This is a genomic window from Zobellella sp. DQSA1 (assembly GCF_041950555.1).
GTDB lineage: Bacteria > Pseudomonadota > Gammaproteobacteria > Enterobacterales > Aeromonadaceae > Oceanimonas.
In genome coordinates this window covers 843,085-860,244 of the sequence record NZ_CP169531.1, presented here as the reverse complement: position 1 = coordinate 860,244, position 17,160 = coordinate 843,085, and the positions used below count along the sequence as shown (strand labels likewise).

Below are 17,160 nucleotides of genomic sequence, written 5' to 3'. Positions count from 1 at the left end.
CTGGCGCGGAGGGCCTGCTTAGCGGTACGCCGCCCGCAGTCTTGATTGATCTACCATTAGGAACAGCGATTTAAATACCGGCGAGCGGAGGCGAATGTACCCGAAGCAGGGAGGGAACACAGCCAGGCGAAAATGCCTGGCTGTCCGTTCAGTATCTGGGCTCTGGAGTCTCAGCCAGCCAGATGACGGGCATGAAAGCGCAGGTGCTGCTCGATAAAGCTGGAAATGAAGTAGTAGCTGTGATCGTAACCGGGTTGCAGACGCAGAGTAAGTTCCGCTCCAGCCACATCGGCCGCGGCCTGCAGGGACTCGGGCTTGAGCTGCTCGGCGAGGAAACTGTCGGCCTCGCCTTGGTCTACCAGCATCGGTAACGGGCAGCCATGGGTTTTGAGCAACAGACTGGCATCGAATTGAGCCCAGAGGGCTTGGTTTTGTCCCAGGTAGGCCCCCAAGGCTTTTTGCCCCCAGGGGCAGTCTACCGGGTTACTGATGGGCGCGAAGGCGGATACCGAGACGAACCGCTCCGGGTTGCGCAGGGCCAGTACCAGGGCTCCGTGGCCGCCCATGGAGTGGCCGCTGACGGCGCGCCGGCCGTTGAGCGGCAGTTCGCGCTCCACCAGCGCCGGCAGCTCGCTCAGCACATAGTCGTACATATGGTAGTGCCGGCTCCAGGGCGCCTGGGTGGCGTTCACGTAGAAGCCGGCGCCCAGGCCCAAATCGTAGGCACCGTTGTCATCGTCCGGCACCCCTTCGCCGCGCGGGCTGGTGTCGGGGATGATCAGGGCCAGCCCCAGTTCGGCGGCCACCCGCTGAGCGCCGGCCTTGGTGGAGAAGTTTTCGTCGGTGCAGGTAAGGCCGGAAAGCCAGTACAGCGCCGGCACCGGCTCCAGTTCCGCCTGGGGCGGCAGGAACACGGAAAACTGCATGGTGCAGTTCAGGCTGTCGGATTCATGCTGGTAGCGGATCTGGCGGCCGCCAAAGCATTTTTGTTCTTGTACGATGTGCATGGTTGCTCCTTTGTCTGCTCGCCACTCTCGCACTGCAGGCAAGATCCCGCGACTGAAATCACGGTTACGGCGTTGCAGTGCATTCGTAGACGCGAATTTATTCGCGTAGCTGGCTCCCACATCGCCGTAGCCCTGACTGAAGTCGCGGCTACGGCGTTACGAGGCATAAGGCAATAAAGAGTGTGCGGGCCGTCCTCCCGACAGAGAGCAAGACCCGCACTTGCTTTTGCTTACGGCGATCTTCGTTTACTTGTCGTACAGGATCACCGAGCGGATGGACTTGCCCTCGTGCATCAGATCGAAGGCGTGGTTGATGTCGTCCAGGCCCATGGTATGGGTGATGAAGGTGTCCAGTTCGAACTCGCCGTTCAGGTATTGCTCGACGATACCGGGAAGCTGGGAGCGCCCCTTCACGCCGCCGAAGGCGCTGCCGCGCCAGACGCGGCCGGTCACCAACTGGAACGGACGGGTGGAGATCTCGGCGCCCGCCGGGGCCACACCGATGATCACCGATTCACCCCAGCCCTTGTGGCAGCATTCCAGGGCCGAGCGCATCACCTTGACGTTGCCGATGCACTCGAAGGAGAAGTCCACGCCGCCGTCGGTCATTTCCACTATCACGTCCTGGATCGGCTTGTCGAACTTGCTGGGGTTAACGCAGTCGGTGGCGCCCAGTTTCCTGGCGATTTCGAACTTGTCCTCGTTGATGTCGATGGCGATGATGCGCCCGGCTTTGGCCTGCACCGCGCCGATGATCACCGCCAGGCCGATGCCGCCCAGGCCAAATACCGCCACGGTGTCACCCGGCTGAACATTGGCGGTATTCTTCACCGCGCCCATGCCGGTAGTCACGCCGCAGCCCAGCAGGCACACTTTTTCCAGCGGAGCTTCTTTGCTGATTTTAGCCAGGGAGATCTCCGGCACCACCGTGTATTCGGAGAAGGTGGAGCAGCCCATGTAGTGATAGATGGGCTGGCCATCCTTGAAGAAACGGGTGGTGCCGTCGGGCATCAGGCCCTTGCCCTGGGTGGCACGTACCGCCTGGCACAGGTTGGTCTTGCCGGATTTGCAGTACTTGCACACGCCGCACTCGGCGGTATAAAGCGGGATCACGTGGTCGCCCACGGCCAGGCTGGTCACGCCCTCGCCCACCGCTTCCACTATGCCGGCGCCCTCATGGCCGAGGATGGACGGGAACACCCCTTCCGAATCGTCGCCGGACAGGGTGTAGGCATCGGTGTGACAGACCCCGGTGGCCACGATACGTACCAACACCTCGCCTTTCTGGGGGGGCATCAGATCCACTTCTTCGATGGACAGCGGCTTGCCCGGCTCCCAGGCCACGGCGGCACGGGTCTTGATCATTTCCATGGTTTGCTCCTTGTAAAAAATGCTGTACGACTTGCTCTCACGCAACGCGGATCCACGACTGAAGCCGCGGCTACGAGCACGGCTACAATTTATTGCCTCGTGTAATTGTATTACAGGCTGTCAGAGGGATAATGCACGACAGGACAAATGATTTTTACAGCTGAGTAATAATGACCACCTGGGACGGTATCAACGAATTTATCTGCGTGGTGGAAACCGACAGTTTTACCGCCGCCGCCCGCCGGCTGGAAGTGTCGGTGGCCCATGTCAGCCGGCGCATCAGCCAGCTGGAAGACAGGCTGGGTGCCCGGCTGCTGTATCGCACCACCCGCAAACTACGACTTACCGAAGTGGGCCAGGTCTATTATCGCCATACCCGCAAGCTGCTGGACGAACTGGCCGAAGCCGAACGCATGGTGACGGCGATGGAAGGCAAACCGGTAGGCAGGCTGCGCATCACGGCCCCGGTCTATTACGGCGAGCGTTTCCTGGCGCCGTTGGTGAACGACTTCCTGCTGCAATACCCGGAGCTGGAGCTGGATATGGTGCTGACCAACCAGACGGTGGATCTGGTGCAGGAAGGCTTCGATCTGGCTATCCGCCTCGGTACCCTGGACTCTTCTTCCCTGATGTGCCGCAAGCTGGCCCGGCGCACCCAGTATCTCTGTGCCTCTCCCACCTACCTGGCCGCTCACGGCACTCCCGCAACCCTGGCCGATCTGAGCCGGCACCGGTGCCTGGCGGGCACCCTGGAGCACTGGCGCTTCGTGGAGGACGGCAAACCACGTCCGTTCAGGCTCGGCAGCAGCTGGCACTGCAATTCGGGGCTGGCGCTGAAGGACGCGGCACTCAAGGGCCTAGGTATAGTGCAACTACCGGATTATTATGTGCAGGCAGAGCTCGCCCAGGGCCGGCTTCTTAGCCTGCTGGATCAGTACCGGCTGCCGGATGACGGGGTTTGGGTGGTCTACCCCCATAACCGTCATTTGTCACCCAAGGTACGGCTGCTGGTGGACTTTCTGGTGGCACGGTTGGGCTGAACTGCACTTTTGACCTGTTCGGGTGTACAATTGGCGTCTTTATGGTCAGCCCTTGCCCCAATCCGAAGGAAAGCCCCATGCCTGCTTTTAAGCCCTTTGAAATCATGGCATTGCCCACGGAAATGGCCCATCACCATCATCACTACAATCAGATAGTGATCGGCCTGAACGGCCAGACCGAGTTCGATATCGGTGGCAACGGCAACCTGGTGGGACCGGGCCAGGGTTGCCTGGTGTCTTCCGAACTGGACCACGCCTTCGGCGGCCTGGGCTCCAACAAGATACTGGTGATCAATCTGTCGCTCAGCCCGTCGCCGGACCTGCCTGATCAGCAGGAGCGGATGCACTGCCTGTTTGAAAAACCCCGTTATTTTCAATTGCACCCCCAGGCACAACAACTGGTATCGGTGCTCAGCCACGAAATGCGTACCAACCCGGAAGACCATCTGCTCGGCCAGTCCTGCGCCCATACCCTGATGTGCGCCCTGCACCGGCATATGGCCTTTCCGCGCGTGCAGTCCCGCACCAAACGCCTGAACCTGGAGGTAATCGACGCCTACATAGCGCAGCACCTGGGCCGCAAGATCACCGTGGCTCAGTTGGCCGGCTGCGCCTTCCTGGGGGAAAGCCAGTTTCACCTGCTGTTCAAGGAGCAGACCGGCCTGTCCCCCTACCAGTACGTGCTGGAGAAACGCCTGGCCGAGGCCAAGAAGATGCTGGCATTCAGCCAGCACAGCCTGGCCTATATTGCCCAGCACTGCGGTTTTTCCAGTCAGAGCCTCTTTACCCAGGTGTTTTCGAGCCGGTTCGACCTCTCCCCCTCCCGTTACCGCAAGCTGCACCGCTGACCCCCTTCCCGCAGCGGCGGAGTTTTCCTAAAAAATAACGCAGAAAAGCAAAAGACCCAGGCTGAGGTTCCCCCTACTATCCTTACTTAAGTAACAAAAGCTTAACCATGGTGGCTCACAACCGTGGTATCTCCTACATTGCGATGTAACAGAACAAACAGGAATCCATCCTGGAGGAACAGGGAATGATTGAATCCAACTTTGCCATCACCGGCACCTTTATAGTTTACCTTATAGGCATGATGGCCATCGGCTATTATGCCTATAAGCGCACCGCCAATTCGGCCGACTACTTCCTCGGCGGCCGCTCCCTGGGTCCCTGGCCGTCCGCCATCTCCGCCGGCGCCTCCGACATGAGCGGCTGGCTGCTGCTGGGCCTGCCCGGTTATGCCTATGCCGCCGGCATCGAGTCCTTTTGGCTGGCCGGCGGCCTGCTGCTGGGTACCTGGGCCAACTGGCTGTTCTGCGCCAAGCGGTTGCGTACCTACACCCTGGAAGTGAATAACGCCATTACCATTCCCGAATACCTGGCACGCCGCTTCGAAGACAAGTCCAAGCTGCTGCAGACCATCTCCGCCCTGTTTATCCTGCTGTTCTTCCTGTTCTATACCAGCTCCGGCCTGGTGGCCGGCGGCAAGCTGTTCGAAACCGTGTTCGGCCTGGATTACAGCGTGGCGGTGATCGTCGGCACCCTCTGTATCGTGTCCTATACCCTGTTTGGCGGCTTCCTGGCCGTGTCCTGGACCGATCTGGTGCAGGGCCTGCTGATGGCCGCCGCCCTGCTGATCGTGCCCATCGCCGCCATGGAAGGGGGCTTCGGCCAGTTGAATACCGATCTGCACAACCTCAACCCCGAACTGTTGACCCTGTGGAGCGACATACAAGGTGAGCCGCTGTCCGCCATTGCCATCATCTCCCTGGCGGCCTGGGGCCTGGGTTACTTCGGACAGCCCCATATCCTGGCGCGCTTCAATGCCACCCGCAGCAACAAGGACATCACTACCGCCCGCCGTATCGCCGTAACCTGGAGCTTCCTGTCCATGGCCGGCGCGCTGATGGTCGGTCTGGTCGGCCTGCTGTACGTACAGAACAACCTCGGTGGAGAGCTGGCCGACGCGGAAACCATCTTTATGGTGTTGGTCAACGCCGTGTTCCACCCGGTGATCGCCGGCATCCTGCTGGCCGCCATCCTCGCCGCCATCATGAGTACCGCCGATTCCCAACTGCTGGTGTCCTCCTCCGCCCTGGCAGAAGACCTGTACAAGCAGGTGTTCAACCCCAGCGCCAGCTCCGAGAGTATCGTCAACGTGGGCCGTTTCGCGGTCATCGCCCTGTCCATCATCGCCCTGCTGCTGGCCTTCAACCCCGACAGCACCGTGTTGGGCCTGGTGTCCTACGCCTGGGCCGGTTTCGGTGCCGCCTTCGGCCCCGCCCTGCTGTTCAGCCTGTACTGGCGCGACATGAACCGCAACGGTGCCCTGGCAGGCGTACTGGTGGGCGGTCTTACCGTGGTGGTATGGAAGCAGCTTAACGGCGGCATATTCGATATCTATGAGATCGTCCCCGGCTTTATCCTCGCCGCCATCGCCATCGTCGCGGTAAGCAAGCTGACCGGCGCCCCCGCCGCCTCCGTGGCCCAGACCTTCGACAACTACGAAAAGAGCCTGGACACCCTGGACTAAAAAACAGAGCGGCCCCCCCCCTTCCACGCCCGGCAGCCGCCGGGCTTTTTTGAGCCCATCGGCTAAGCTTGTGACTATCCGCCCTCAACCAGGCCAACCCATGAGCACACCCCACCTTTACCTTGGCAGTACCCGCGAACACAGTCCCGTCCGGCTGCGGCTGGCCATGGCCAACCGCCATGGACTTGTTACCGGCGCCACCGGCACCGGCAAGACCGTCACCCTGCAGCGGCTGGCGGAGAGCTTTTCCCGCGCCGGCACCCCGGTGTTCCTGGCCGACGTCAAGGGCGACTTGTCCGGCCTGGCCGCTCCCGCCAGCCCCGGTGGCAAGGTGGCCGAGCGGCTGGCGCAGCTGGGGAAGGATGACTACCAGCCCCGGCCCTGCCCCACCCTGTTCTGGGATATGTTCGCGACCCGTGGCCACCCGGTGCGGGCCACCATCTCCGAACTGGGCCCCCTGTTGCTGGCCCATATCATGGAGCTCAACGACACCCAGAGCGGCCTGCTCTACGCCTGTTTCCGCATCGCCGACGACGAGGGCCTGTTGCTGCTCGATCTCAAGGACCTGCGTGCCCTGCTCAACTGGGTGGCGGACAATGCCAAGGTCCTGAGCGGGCGCTACGGCAACCTGCCCGCCAACAGCCTGGGCGCCATCCAGCGTCGTCTGCTGGTGCTGGAGCAGGAAGGCACCGGCCACTTCTTCGGCGAGCCCTCGCTCAACCTGCAGGACCTGATGCAGAAGGATTTTTCCGGCCAGGGGGTGGTCAGCATCCTCGATGCCACCCGGCTGATGCAGACCCCCCGGCTCTACGCCAGCTTCCTGCTCTGGCTACTGAGCGAACTGTTCGAGACACTGCCGGAGCTGGGCGATCCGCCCCAGCCGGTGCTGGTGTTCTTCTTCGACGAGGCCCACCTGCTGTTCAACTCGGCCTCCAGGCCACTGCTGGAGAAAATAGAGCAGTTGGTGCGATTGATCCGCTCCAAGGGCGTAGGGGTCTATTTCATCACCCAAAGCCCGATGGACATCCCCGACACCGTGCTGGGCCAGCTCGGCAACCGGGTTCAGCACGCCCTGCGTGCCTTCACCCCGCGGGACGAGCAGGCGGTCAAGGCCGCCGCGCGCACCTTCAGGGCCAACCCGGCTTTCACTACCCAGGACGCCATTACCACCCTGGAGGTGGGCGAGGCGCTGGTATCGGTGCTGGATGAAAAAGGCGCGCCCACGGCGGTGGAAATCACCCTGATCTGCCCGCCCGAGTCCCGAATCGGCCCCCTCACGGCGGAAGAACGACAAGCCAGGCAGCAGCAGTCGCCCCTGGCCGGACGCTACGACCAGGTACTGGATCGGGATTCAGCCTTCGAGATGCTGGGGCGGCGCCTCGAGCAGCAGCCGGTGGAGCCCCCCGAGCCCACGACCAAAAGCCGTACCGGCAACCGGGATTCGCTACTGGAAAGCGTGGCCAAGAGCACCCTGCGCAGCATCGGCAATCAGTTGGGCAGACGCATCGCTCGCGGCCTGCTCGGTTCCTTGCTGGGCGGCCGTTAGCGGTTACGGATCACCTGGGTGCCGGCGATAAAGTCATGCAGGCCACGCTTTTTGCGATTGAAGGGAATCATCAGGAAGCCCAGCATCAACAGGGCACCGGACAGCAGGGAGGCGAGATAGCGCACCGAGGCCCGCACAAAGGACAACCGTCGGCCCTGGGCATCGGTCACCTTCATGCCAAGCAGTTTCTTGCCGAGGGTGGCCTGCCAGGATGAAGATTGCAACAGGGAGAAATAGAGCCACCAGAAGACCAGGCCGTAGAGCGACTCGGCCCGCTGGAAATCAACCTCGCCCGGCTCGGCCAGGGCAGGGTCGAGCAGCCAGGACAACAGCAGCCCGATGGGCAAGGCCATCAGCAGCACGTCGATCAGATAAGCGCACAGGCGCCGCCAGAAGCCGCCGTAATGGGCCTGGTTCAGTGAAAATATCGATCGATTCATGCCTTATCCCCGCGGATGGACGGGCCTTGCGCCCGGGTGAACATCAGCCGCCCATAATAGCAGACGGGTGCACCAAAAATAGTCGCTGGGATGGGATTTGCCAGAATGAGGAACAAACGGCCCTGCCGGGCCGTGGGCAATAAAGGGCCGGATCAGCCCATCTGGGATTGCAGGTAGTTGGGCAGCCCAATCCTGTCGATAAGACCCAACTGCTGCTCCAGCCAGTGGGTGTGATCGTGCTCGGTGTCTTCCAGCAGTTGCAGCAGCATGTCGCGGCTCTGATAGTCCCGCTCCTGCTCGCACAGGGCCATGACCTTGCGCAGATCCTCGATCACCTTGTATTCCAGGTTGAGATCGCTCTGGAGCATGGTGGGCACGTCCTTGCCGATATTGAGCGGCACCCGGGTCACCATGTCGGGCGTGCCTTCCAGAAACAGGATGCGCTCGATCAGCTTGGCGGCGTGGCCCTTCTCGTCCTCGAATTCATGGTCGATACGCTCGAACAGCTTCTTCAGACCCCAGTCGTCATACATGCGGGAATGGATAAAATACTGATCCATGGCGCTCAACTCGCCGGCCAGCAGCTCGTTCAACGCCGCGATAACCTTGCCGTTACCTTTCATCTGGGGCTCCCCTTACATTTGCGACTGTTGATAGTTTTCGATGCCGACCTTGGCGATGAGGCCGATCTGGGTATCGATCCAGTCCAGATGGCCTTCCTCGTATTCCTCGATCTCGGTAAGCAGCTCCCGGGACACATAATCCTGCACCGACTCGCAGTAGGCGATGGCTTCCTTCACCACCACCAGTTGCTCCTCGACCTGCCGCAGATCGCACTGCAGCATCTCTTCGGTACTCTCGCCGATATACAGGCGGTTGAGGTGCTGCAGGTTGGGCAGGCCCTCGAGGAACAGGATGCGCTCGATAAGCTTGTCGGCCTGCTTCATGTCCTTGATGGATTTCTTGTACTCGCGCTCGTCCAGCTCGTGCAGGCCCCAGTTCTTGAACATGCGGGCGTGCAGGAAATACTGGTTGATGGAGGTGAGCTCGATGCTCAGTACCTGGTTCAGGTACTCGATGACTTGTTTTTCGCCTTTCATGTCCTTCTCCCCGTGGATTCCATCGGCAATGATAGACCCACCAGCTGCGCTTATCAAATTTAAATACAACCTAAGTCACTGATTTAACTTGAATAACGTAGTGGTAATAAGAACAGGTGTTATTTTTAACGCGGTTAATCCGTCCCCCCGTCCTGGTACCGAAGCAGGCCCCGCCAGGCGGGCACCGGGCCGGGATCCGGTCCATCACAACCCCAGCAGTCGACGCAGTTGGGGGCAGTCGAAGTCGGCCAGGGAGGGTAGCCGGAAATCGGCGATGCCGAAACGTTGATCCCGGTACAGGGCCGGCTCGGGCACGCACAGCGCCGTCATCTGGGCGGCCTTGGCGGCGATGACGCCATTGACCGAATCCTCGATGGCCAGGCAATGTTGGGGCAGCACGCCCAGGGCGGCGGCGGCTTCCAGGTAGACCTGGGGATGGGGCTTGCCCAGCGACAGGTGCTCGGCGGAAACCCGCACCTGGAAGTGATCGGCCAGCCCGAAGCGTTCGAGCACGGCGTCGATCAGCCGCAGCGGCGAGGAAGAGGCCAGCCCGATCTTGAGCGAAGTGCGGCCCAGCCGGTGCAGGGTGTCGCGCACCCCGGCCATGGGTTCGCCCAGTTGCTGCACTTGTGCGATCACCTGCCCGATCATGGCGTCGGTCAGGGCATCGGCACAGGCCGGATCCAGCCCCTTGGTACGTACCCAGCGCTGGCTGATCTCGTCGATGCGCAGACCCACGGTCTGGGCGCCGTCCTCTTCGGTGACGGTAAAGCCGAAACGGGCCCCCGCCGCCTGCTTGGCCTGCAACCACAGGGGCTCGGAGTCGACGATAACCCCGTCCATATCGAAAATGACCGCTTCAATCATACTGTGCTCCTCGTTGCTGGTTTAATCGCTTGTGTTCGGCGCCGTCACCGACGCCCGCGGGATCAGTCGCCCCCGGAAGCGCACCGGCGCCGGTGCCGGACGGCCTTCGGCCAGTTCCAGCGCCAGTTGCATGGCGTGCCGGGTCATGGCCTGGATCGGCAGCTCCACCGTGGTAAGCGGCGGCTGGCTGTAGGCCGACATGGGTTCGTTGTCGAAACCGGCCACCGACAGCTGCTGCGGCACCCGGATGCCGGCTTCACGGAGTGCCCGGAGCGCGCCCACCGCCATATCGTCGTTGAAGGCGAACAGGGCGCTGAACCCCACCTTCCGTTCAAGCAGGCGCCGGCAGGCCTGGTAGCCCCCGTCGAGGTGGCTGTCGCCATGTTCTATCAGTTGCGGATCAACGGCGATGTTGTGCGCCCCGAGTCCGGCCCGGTAGCCCTCGAGCCGGGCCTGGCCGGTGGGAGCCTGGATGGGGGTGGTGATGCAGGCGATGCGTCGATGGCCCAGGCCTATCAGGTGTTCCATCATCAACCGGGCCGCACCGGCCTGCTCGAAGCAGACACTCGGCCCCAGTGCCGGCGGCAGTTCCCGGTTGATCACCACCAGTGGAATAGCGAGCCCGGTCTTCAGTTCGGCGAGTTGCGCCTCGGACATGAAGCGGCTGTACAGCACGATGGCGTCGCAACGCCGGTCGGCCAGCAGGTGCACCGCGTCACGCTCACGGAGGGGATCGTCGTGGCCGTCGGTCACGATCAGCTGCTTGCCGTGCTGCTCGGCGCTTTGGGCCGCCTGCTTGAGCAGAGTGCCGAAGTAGGCGCCCTCGAAATCGGACACCACCAGCCCCAGGCTGTTGGCGCTGTTATGGGCCAGGGCCCGGGCCAGGCTGTTGGGCCGGTAGCCGAGCTGGTCGATGGCGTCGAACACCGCGCGGCGGGTGGACTCCTTCACCTGGGCGGTGCCGTTCAGCACCCTTGAGACCGTGGCCTTGGAAACCCCGGCCAGTTTGCATACATCGGTTATGGTGGCCATTGCTGTCGTCGGAAAAGAGTAAGGGAGAAACGGCACCCGGGCGGCTGTTCTTAATGGGACCGGCGGTCCCTTCCGCGAAGGTCGGGGTCCAGGGAAGGATGGCAAGCTCTGCAACCCGTCCGCGTCATGTGCCGCCTCCTGGATGACCGTCTTCGCAGGCATGACAAATCGACCCCGAATACACGCCTCGCGGCCCGGCCTTGTTACAGGCTGGCACCGTGGGATCTTATCACCTCCTGGTACCAGAAGAAGCTCTTCTTGCGCTGCCGGGCCAGGTTGTTGTCCCGATCGATGTAGACGAAGCCGTACTGTTTTTGGTAGCCGTTGAGCCAGCTCAGCAGATCGGTGAAGGACCAGGGGTAGTAGCCGCGCACGTCGGCGCCGGCCGCGATGGCGTCCGCTGCCGCCCCGAGGTGGCGGGCCAGATAGTCGATGCGGGCATCGTCCACGACCTCGCCGTCGATGATGGGATCCTTGGCGCCCAGGCCGTTCTCGGTGATGTAGACAGGCACATCGCCGTAGCGCGCCTTCAGTTGCAATATGCCCTCGGTCAGGCCCCGGGGATAAATTTCCCAGTCCCAGTCGGTGTATTCACCGTCGGGGTTGCGCACGAACTTGAACAACCCCCTGAAGCCGAATTCCTGGCCCGAGCCCTTTTCGCCGGTGGTGTTGATACGGGTGTTGTCCACGTCCGGGTTGGCGGCCACCATCTCCCGCTTGTAATAGTTGACCCCGATAAAGTCGCAGATATTGGCCCTGAGCAGTTCGGCGTCGCCCGCGGCGAACTGCGGTGCACCGAGCGCCTCCCGGGCCCACTGCAGCAGGACCGGCGGGTATTCCCCCCTGAGCACGGGATCATAGAACCAGTGGGTGAAGCAGCCATCGGCCAGTTCCCGGGCAGCGAGGTCTTCGGGCTTGTTGCTCGCCGGGGCGTGGGGCTGCAGCACATTGACGAAACCGATCACCGCATCGGCGCGCACCAGTCCCTCGCGCTTCAGCTCGCGAAAGCGCCTCACCGCCCGGGCATGGGCCACGAAAACATGGTGGCAGGCCTGCAGGGCCCGGGCCGGGGAGCGCACCCCGGGCGGGTGGGCACCGGTGATATAGCCCATGCCGGTGAAGACGACGGTCTCATTGAAAGTGGCCCACAGCGCGGTCTTGGCGCCGAATTCCCGGAAGCACAGTTCGGCGTAGTCGACGAAGGCGTCCACCGTTTCGCGGGATTCCCAGCCGCCGATGTCCTGCAGCGCCTGGGGCAGATCCCAGTGGTAGAGGGTGATCATCGGCTTGATGTCGTGCCTGAGCAACTCGTCAATCAAGGCATGGTAGAAGACGATGCCTGCCGGGTTGATGGCGCCCCGCCCCTCCGGGAACAGCCGGGTCCAGGCAATAGAAAAGCGGTAGCTGGTGAGCCCCTGCTCCGCCATCAGTGCCACGTCTTCCCGAAAGCGGTGATAGTGATCCGCCGCCAGGTCGCCGTTGGTGCCGTCATGGGTGGTGCCGGGCTGGTGGGCATAAATATCCCAGATGGACGGCCCCTTGCCGTCGGCGTCGTGGCCCCCCTCCACCTGGTAGGCGGCGCTGGCCGCGCCCCACAGAAAATGCTCCGGAAATACTGTCATGCTTGGCTCCTCGCATGGAATGGTTCGGGCTGGCCAGAGCCGTTGTCGCTGCCGGCCGATGTTGGGACCATCCTAGCAGCAAAATGAAACCGGTTACAGAAACCGGTTTCATTGGTGTGTCATTTTGTGCGCAGGATAAAAAACCAGACCCGAAGGTCCGGTATCCACGCGGATGGGATCCACTGCTATCAGGGCGCCAGCCTGACCTGGCCAAGGGTGTTGGCGTCGGTGGCGAACCAGAGGCTGTTGCTGGCCGCGTGGTAATGCAGGTGGCGCACGGCGCCGCTTGGGTTGGGTAACACCAGATCATGCAGGAAACGCTCGCCTTTGGTGTCGAAGCTCAGCAACCGCATGGCCCTGCCGCCCTGATCCACCAGCCAGAGCCGGCCCTCGCCATCCAGCGCCGAGCCGTAGGGCCGGGCCCGTCCCTCACCGGGGACCGGCCACTCATCGAAGCTCTCCGACGACGGCCGATAACGGCCGACGATGCCGCCGGCGAAATCCAGGTACCAGACATCACCGTTGCCGGCCACTTCCAGCCGCCTCACCCGGGCCCGGGGCCGGGGTAGGGTCACTTCGGTCAGTTCCAGGGTGCCGGGGTCGATCCAGGCCAGTTTGTTGGTGCCGAACAGGCTAACCCAGGGCCGGCCCTGGCCGTCCAGCTTGATATCGTAGGGTCGGGCATTGGAGGTGGACACCCGTATCAGCTCCATGGCTCCGTTGCCCGTGTCCAGTCGACCTATCCGGTTGCTTTCGGGCACGGTGAACCAGAGCTTTCCCCCTCCGTCCAGCGCCAGGGTGTAGGGATCGCGCACGGCGGGGTTGCGGATGGGAAAGGTGACTATCTCCCCGCTCGCCGGATCCAGCCGGCCGAGGCGGGCATTGCGGTTGCCGGCATACCAGACCATGCCGGCGTCATCCACCGCCACGCCATTGGGATAGGTGCCCGACTCCAGGGCGGTTCGATCGAAGGCCCCGCGGGCGGGATCGAACACCGCCAGGTAATTGCCGAGCTGCTCGCTGAACCAGACCCGCCCATCCGGCGCCACGAAAGGATCCCTGGGACGGGAACCGGCCCAGGGAACCTGCCATTGCTGGATAAGGGGTGACGCGGCAGGCACTTCCTGCGCCTCGACGGCCAGCACCAGCCACCATCCCAGCAATGGATACAGGATCTTCATGTGTACCTCTCTCCCACGGAAAAACGCCTTCTTAGTGTAGCCACCTCGGCAATAGCGCCGGTTAGCAACCTAAGTCACTGATCCTAATACTGCCACACCGACCGGGAAAGGGCCCCTGTCCCTGCTCCATGATGTGACGGACACCACGGCGCCAAACGATAACATGATACGGAAATAGCCGTTCGAGCCGACAGGATAGTGCCATGGTCGCGGAAAACGTTGGGAGGTGCTAAAGCTGGCCGGTATCTTGCCTGCCGGCCGGAGGGCATGGCCCAGGCGGGCTCCACGCGGTTTGCCGCCTTGCGCCGCCACGGCGGCGCAAGGCCTGTACTGGCAGCGATACGCTGCACTTTGTGCTAGGGTGCCAGCCGGGCCTGGCCCAGGGTATTGGCATCGGTGCCGAACCAGAGGCTGTCGCTGCCGGCATGGTAGTACATATGTCGCACCGCACCGCCCTCGCTGGGCAGAGCCACCGCCGGCAGGAAGCGTTCGCCGACGGTGTCGAAGCCCAACAGCCGCATCGGGCGGGAGCCCACGTCCACCAGCCAGAGGCGCCCGCGCGCGTCCATTCCGGAGCCGTAGGGCTGGGCCCGTTCCGCGGTGGGAATGGGCCATTCGTCAAACCCGCCCTGCGCGGGCCGGTAACGGCCGATCATGCCGCCGGCGAAGTCCAGGTACCAGACATCGCCGTTGGCGGCAATTTCCAGCCGGCGCACCCGGGTTTGCTCCCGGGGCAGGGTCACTTCGGTCAGCGCCAGTGTCCGCGGGTCGATCCAGGCCAGCTTGTTGGTACCGAACAAGGCCACCCAGGGCCGGCCCTGGCCGTCCAGCTTGATGCCGTAGGGGCGGGCATCGGGAGTCGGCACCCTCGCCAGCGCAATCTCGCCGCTGGCCATGTCCAGCCGTCCGACCCTGTTGCTGCCCTGGGCGGTAAACCAGAGCCCACCCCGGCCATCCGGCTCCAGGGTATGGGGATCGCGCACCGCCGGATCGGGCATGGGAAAGGTGACTATCTCCCCGCTCTGCGGGTCCAGCCGGCCGATGCGCGCATTGCGGTTGCCGGCGTACCAGACCAGCCCCGCCTCGTCCACCACCAGGTTGTGGGGATGGGTGCCCGGCTCCAGCTCGATGCGCCGGAACTGCTCGGTGTCGGGGTCAAACATCGCCAGGTAGTTGCCCGCCTGGCCGCAAAACCAGACCCGTCCGGCCGGGTCCACATAGGGATCCCGCGGCCGGGTGCCGGCCCAGGGCACCGGCCACTCGCGAATGGCGGCGGGTTCGGGTGCCACCTCCTCCGCCCCGGTGCCGGAAGCCAGCAGCAGGCCCAATAACAGGAAAACATGTTTCACGCATCCGTCTCCCGATCTGGTTACACCCCTTCAGTGTAGCCTCGCACAGTGGCACGCGATCGAGTGATGGCCCGGCGGGGCCTGCGTCTGTTCCAGCCGGCACAGCTCCCGCCACAGCCGGCTGCGCTCCTGCAACAGCGCCGCATCCACCTCCATCGGCAACGGCTGTCGTTGCTGCCACTGTGAAAACTGGCGCAGGGTGCGCTTCAGCAGCCCAAGGCAGCGGCGCCGACGTCCCTGCCGGGCATAGGTCTCGGCCAGGTTCTGCACGCTGATCGACAGGCAGACGATCAACGATTCGCTATCGAGAGCGCGGTCCACCGGCTCCCCCCGTCCGGCCGGTGGCCAGTGCTCGGCCAGCAGCGTCAGCGCCTGCTGGTAACAGTTGCAGGCCAGTTCGAACTGATCGTAGGCAAAGGCCCGATTAGCCTGGGTGATCCAGGCTTTCCAGTGCTCCAACACGTCCATCATCTTCCCCGTCGTCGATGTCGATGCGAGAAATATGACTTGCCTTTTCATTAAACGCAAATAAAAATGATTTCTATTTGACGGAGATAGCCATGACCTTTCAACTTCCCGACCTGCCCTACGCCTACGACGCCCTCGAGCCTCATCTGGATGCCATAACCATGGAAATTCACCACGGCCGCCACCACCAGACCTATGTCAACGGCCTGAACACGGCCGTCGAAGGTACGCCCTATGCCGACTGGTCGCTGGAGCGGCTGCTGGGCGAGATAACCAGTCTGCCCGCAGCCCTGCAGACGGCGGTGCGCAACCACGGCGGCGGCCATGCCAACCACTCCCTGTTCTGGCAGCTGATGTCCCCCGACGGTGGCGGCGAGCCGGCCGGTCGACTGGCCGAGGCCATCATCTGCGACTTCGGCGGCTTCGAGGCGTTCAGGCAGCAGTTCATACAGGCGGCGGTAAGCCGTTTCGGCAGCGGCTGGGCCTGGCTGGTGGCGGACGCGGACGGCCGGCTGGCGGTGACCAGCAGCGCCAACCAGGACAGCCCGTTGATGGACGGACTGACGCCCATACTGGGGCTGGACGTGTGGGAGCACGCCTATTACCTGAAGTACCAGAACAAGCGGCCCGACTATATCGCCGCCTTCTTCCAGGTGGTGAACTGGGCCGAAGTCGGCCGCCGCTACGAGACGCTGCCATGAACGACCCCTCCGTCAGGCCCCGGAGTGCCCCCTTAGGCAGCGGATGGCGGCCGCGTACCCTGCTGGGTATCGCCCTGGTGCTGGCCGGCGCCGGGCTGGTGGTGCTGCACTGGGTGGAGGTGATGCGCCAGGAACCCCTGGTACGCCAGGCCTTTTTCGCCGGGCTGATCGCCGCCGGCGCCACGGCGGCGGGTACCCTGCCCGCCCTGTTTTCCCGCCGTCTGGCCGGCCGTCTGCTCGACGGTGTGCTCGGCTTCGGCGCCGGCGTCATGCTGGCCGCCAGTATTTTCTCGCTGATCGTCCCGGCGCTGGACGTACTGGAAGAGCAAGGTTCCGGTAACTGGCATGCCGCCGGCACCGTGGCCCTGGCGGTGCTGCTGGGTGGCGCCGTGATGCTGGTGCTGGAGCGCTGCGTGCCCCACGAGCACTTTATCAAGGGCTCGGACGGAGTCGGCTCGGAGCGGCTCAAGCGCGGCTGGCTGTTCGTGCTGGCGATAGTGCTGCACAACATTCCCGAGGGGCTGGCTATCGGCGCCGCCTTCGCCGGGGGCGACGGGGTGGCGGCCACGTCCCTGGCCACCGGCATCGCCATCCAGGATATCCCCGAGGGTTTCGTGGTGGCCATGGCGCTGCTGGCGCTCGGCTACCGTCGCCGTTTCGCGCTGACGGTGGGCATGCTGTCCGGGCTGGTGGAGCCGGTGATGGCCATGCTGGGCGCCTCGGTGCTGGTCGGCTCGCCCCTGCTGCTGCCCTGGGGGCTGGCCCTGTCGGCGGGCGCCATGCTGTTCGTGATCAGCCACGAACTCATCCCCGAGTCCCACCGCCAGGGCCACGAGCTGTGGGCCACCAATGGCCTGATGCTCGGTTTTGTGCTGATGATGCTGCTGGACACCGCCCTGGGGTAGG

17 protein-coding genes are annotated in these 17,160 nt (G+C 63.4%); 6 read left to right on the top strand and 11 right to left on the bottom strand.

Features of this window, described 5'->3' with window-relative positions; translation table 11 throughout:
* Positions 1-170: 170 nt before the first annotated feature.
* Positions 171-1,007, bottom strand: a complete 837-nt coding sequence (gene fghA / locus ACEVBK_RS04180) for an S-formylglutathione hydrolase (protein WP_375057336.1) — start codon at positions 1,005-1,007, stop codon at positions 171-173.
* Positions 1,008-1,253: 246 nt separating this feature from the next.
* The gene (locus ACEVBK_RS04175; protein ID WP_375058511.1) at positions 1,254-2,372 is read right to left on the bottom strand and encodes an S-(hydroxymethyl)glutathione dehydrogenase/class III alcohol dehydrogenase; all 1,119 of its coding nucleotides are present in this window, start codon (positions 2,370-2,372) and stop codon (positions 1,254-1,256) included.
* Between the two features lie 176 nt (positions 2,373-2,548).
* Between ACEVBK_RS04175 and ACEVBK_RS04170 the strand changes: the two genes are divergently transcribed.
* The 4 genes from ACEVBK_RS04170 to ACEVBK_RS04155 all read left to right on the top strand — a co-directional run bounded on the left by ACEVBK_RS04170 (position 2,549) and on the right by ACEVBK_RS04155 (position 7,494).
* Entirely contained in the window at positions 2,549-3,418 is an 870-nt protein-coding gene (locus tag ACEVBK_RS04170) for a LysR family transcriptional regulator (RefSeq protein ID WP_375057335.1), read from the top strand.
* 77 nt (positions 3,419-3,495) lie between these two features.
* Positions 3,496-4,266 carry a helix-turn-helix domain-containing protein gene (locus tag ACEVBK_RS04165; protein WP_375057334.1) on the top strand — a complete coding sequence of 257 codons (771 nt, stop codon included), beginning with the start codon at positions 3,496-3,498 and terminating at the stop codon, positions 4,264-4,266.
* A gap of 185 nt (positions 4,267-4,451) precedes the next feature.
* Positions 4,452-5,948, top strand: coding sequence for a sodium/proline symporter PutP (putP, locus tag ACEVBK_RS04160; protein ID WP_375057333.1), 1,497 nt, complete (start codon positions 4,452-4,454; stop codon positions 5,946-5,948).
* Positions 5,949-6,048: 100 nt separating this feature from the next.
* A complete protein-coding gene (locus tag ACEVBK_RS04155; protein WP_375057332.1) occupies positions 6,049-7,494 on the top strand; it encodes a helicase HerA-like domain-containing protein in 1,446 nt (481 codons plus the stop codon).
* Here the strand turns inward: ACEVBK_RS04155 and ACEVBK_RS04150 are convergent.
* From ACEVBK_RS04150 to ACEVBK_RS04110, 9 genes are all read right to left on the bottom strand, one after another.
* Positions 7,491-7,934 (bottom strand): RDD family protein, encoded by a 444-nt coding sequence (locus tag ACEVBK_RS04150; protein ID WP_375057331.1) that lies wholly within the window; start codon positions 7,932-7,934, stop codon positions 7,491-7,493. The two genes, ACEVBK_RS04155 and ACEVBK_RS04150, sit on opposite strands and share 4 nt — an antisense overlap.
* 152 nt (positions 7,935-8,086) lie before the next feature.
* On the bottom strand, positions 8,087-8,557 hold the full coding sequence (gene bfr, locus ACEVBK_RS04145) for a bacterioferritin (RefSeq protein ID WP_375057330.1): 471 nt from the start codon (positions 8,555-8,557) through the stop codon (positions 8,087-8,089).
* Positions 8,558-8,569: 12 nt separating this feature from the next.
* The gene (gene bfr / locus ACEVBK_RS04140; RefSeq protein ID WP_375057329.1) at positions 8,570-9,034 is read right to left on the bottom strand and encodes a bacterioferritin; all 465 of its coding nucleotides are present in this window, start codon (positions 9,032-9,034) and stop codon (positions 8,570-8,572) included.
* A gap of 204 nt (positions 9,035-9,238) precedes the next feature.
* A complete protein-coding gene (gene hxpB, locus ACEVBK_RS04135) occupies positions 9,239-9,901 on the bottom strand; it encodes a hexitol phosphatase HxpB (protein WP_375057328.1) in 663 nt (220 codons plus the stop codon).
* A gap of 21 nt (positions 9,902-9,922) precedes the next feature.
* Positions 9,923-10,933: a LacI family DNA-binding transcriptional regulator gene (locus ACEVBK_RS04130; protein ID WP_375057327.1), complete on the bottom strand. Its 1,011-nt coding sequence runs from the start codon at positions 10,931-10,933 to the stop codon at positions 9,923-9,925.
* Positions 10,934-11,136: 203 nt separating this feature from the next.
* Positions 11,137-12,555: a GH1 family beta-glucosidase gene (locus ACEVBK_RS04125; protein ID WP_375057326.1), complete on the bottom strand. Its 1,419-nt coding sequence runs from the start codon at positions 12,553-12,555 to the stop codon at positions 11,137-11,139.
* 188 nt (positions 12,556-12,743) lie between these two features.
* On the bottom strand, positions 12,744-13,736 hold the full coding sequence (locus ACEVBK_RS04120) for a hypothetical protein (protein ID WP_375057325.1): 993 nt from the start codon (positions 13,734-13,736) through the stop codon (positions 12,744-12,746).
* Positions 13,737-14,092: 356 nt separating this feature from the next.
* A complete protein-coding gene (locus ACEVBK_RS04115) occupies positions 14,093-15,085 on the bottom strand; it encodes a hypothetical protein (RefSeq protein WP_375057324.1) in 993 nt (330 codons plus the stop codon).
* A 30-nt stretch (positions 15,086-15,115) separates the two neighbouring features.
* Positions 15,116-15,556: a hypothetical protein gene (locus ACEVBK_RS04110; protein WP_375057323.1), complete on the bottom strand. Its 441-nt coding sequence runs from the start codon at positions 15,554-15,556 to the stop codon at positions 15,116-15,118.
* Between the two features lie 89 nt (positions 15,557-15,645).
* On the opposite strand from ACEVBK_RS04110, the gene ACEVBK_RS04105 reads away from it, so the two are divergent.
* Together ACEVBK_RS04105 and ACEVBK_RS04100 are read left to right on the top strand one after the other, a co-directional pair.
* On the top strand, positions 15,646-16,254 hold the full coding sequence (locus ACEVBK_RS04105; RefSeq protein ID WP_375057322.1) for a superoxide dismutase: 609 nt from the start codon (positions 15,646-15,648) through the stop codon (positions 16,252-16,254).
* A complete protein-coding gene (locus tag ACEVBK_RS04100) occupies positions 16,251-17,159 on the top strand; it encodes a ZIP family metal transporter (RefSeq protein WP_375057321.1) in 909 nt (302 codons plus the stop codon). The genes ACEVBK_RS04105 and ACEVBK_RS04100 overlap by 4 nt, the downstream gene beginning before the upstream one ends.
* The last annotated feature ends 1 nt before the right edge of the window (position 17,160 follow it).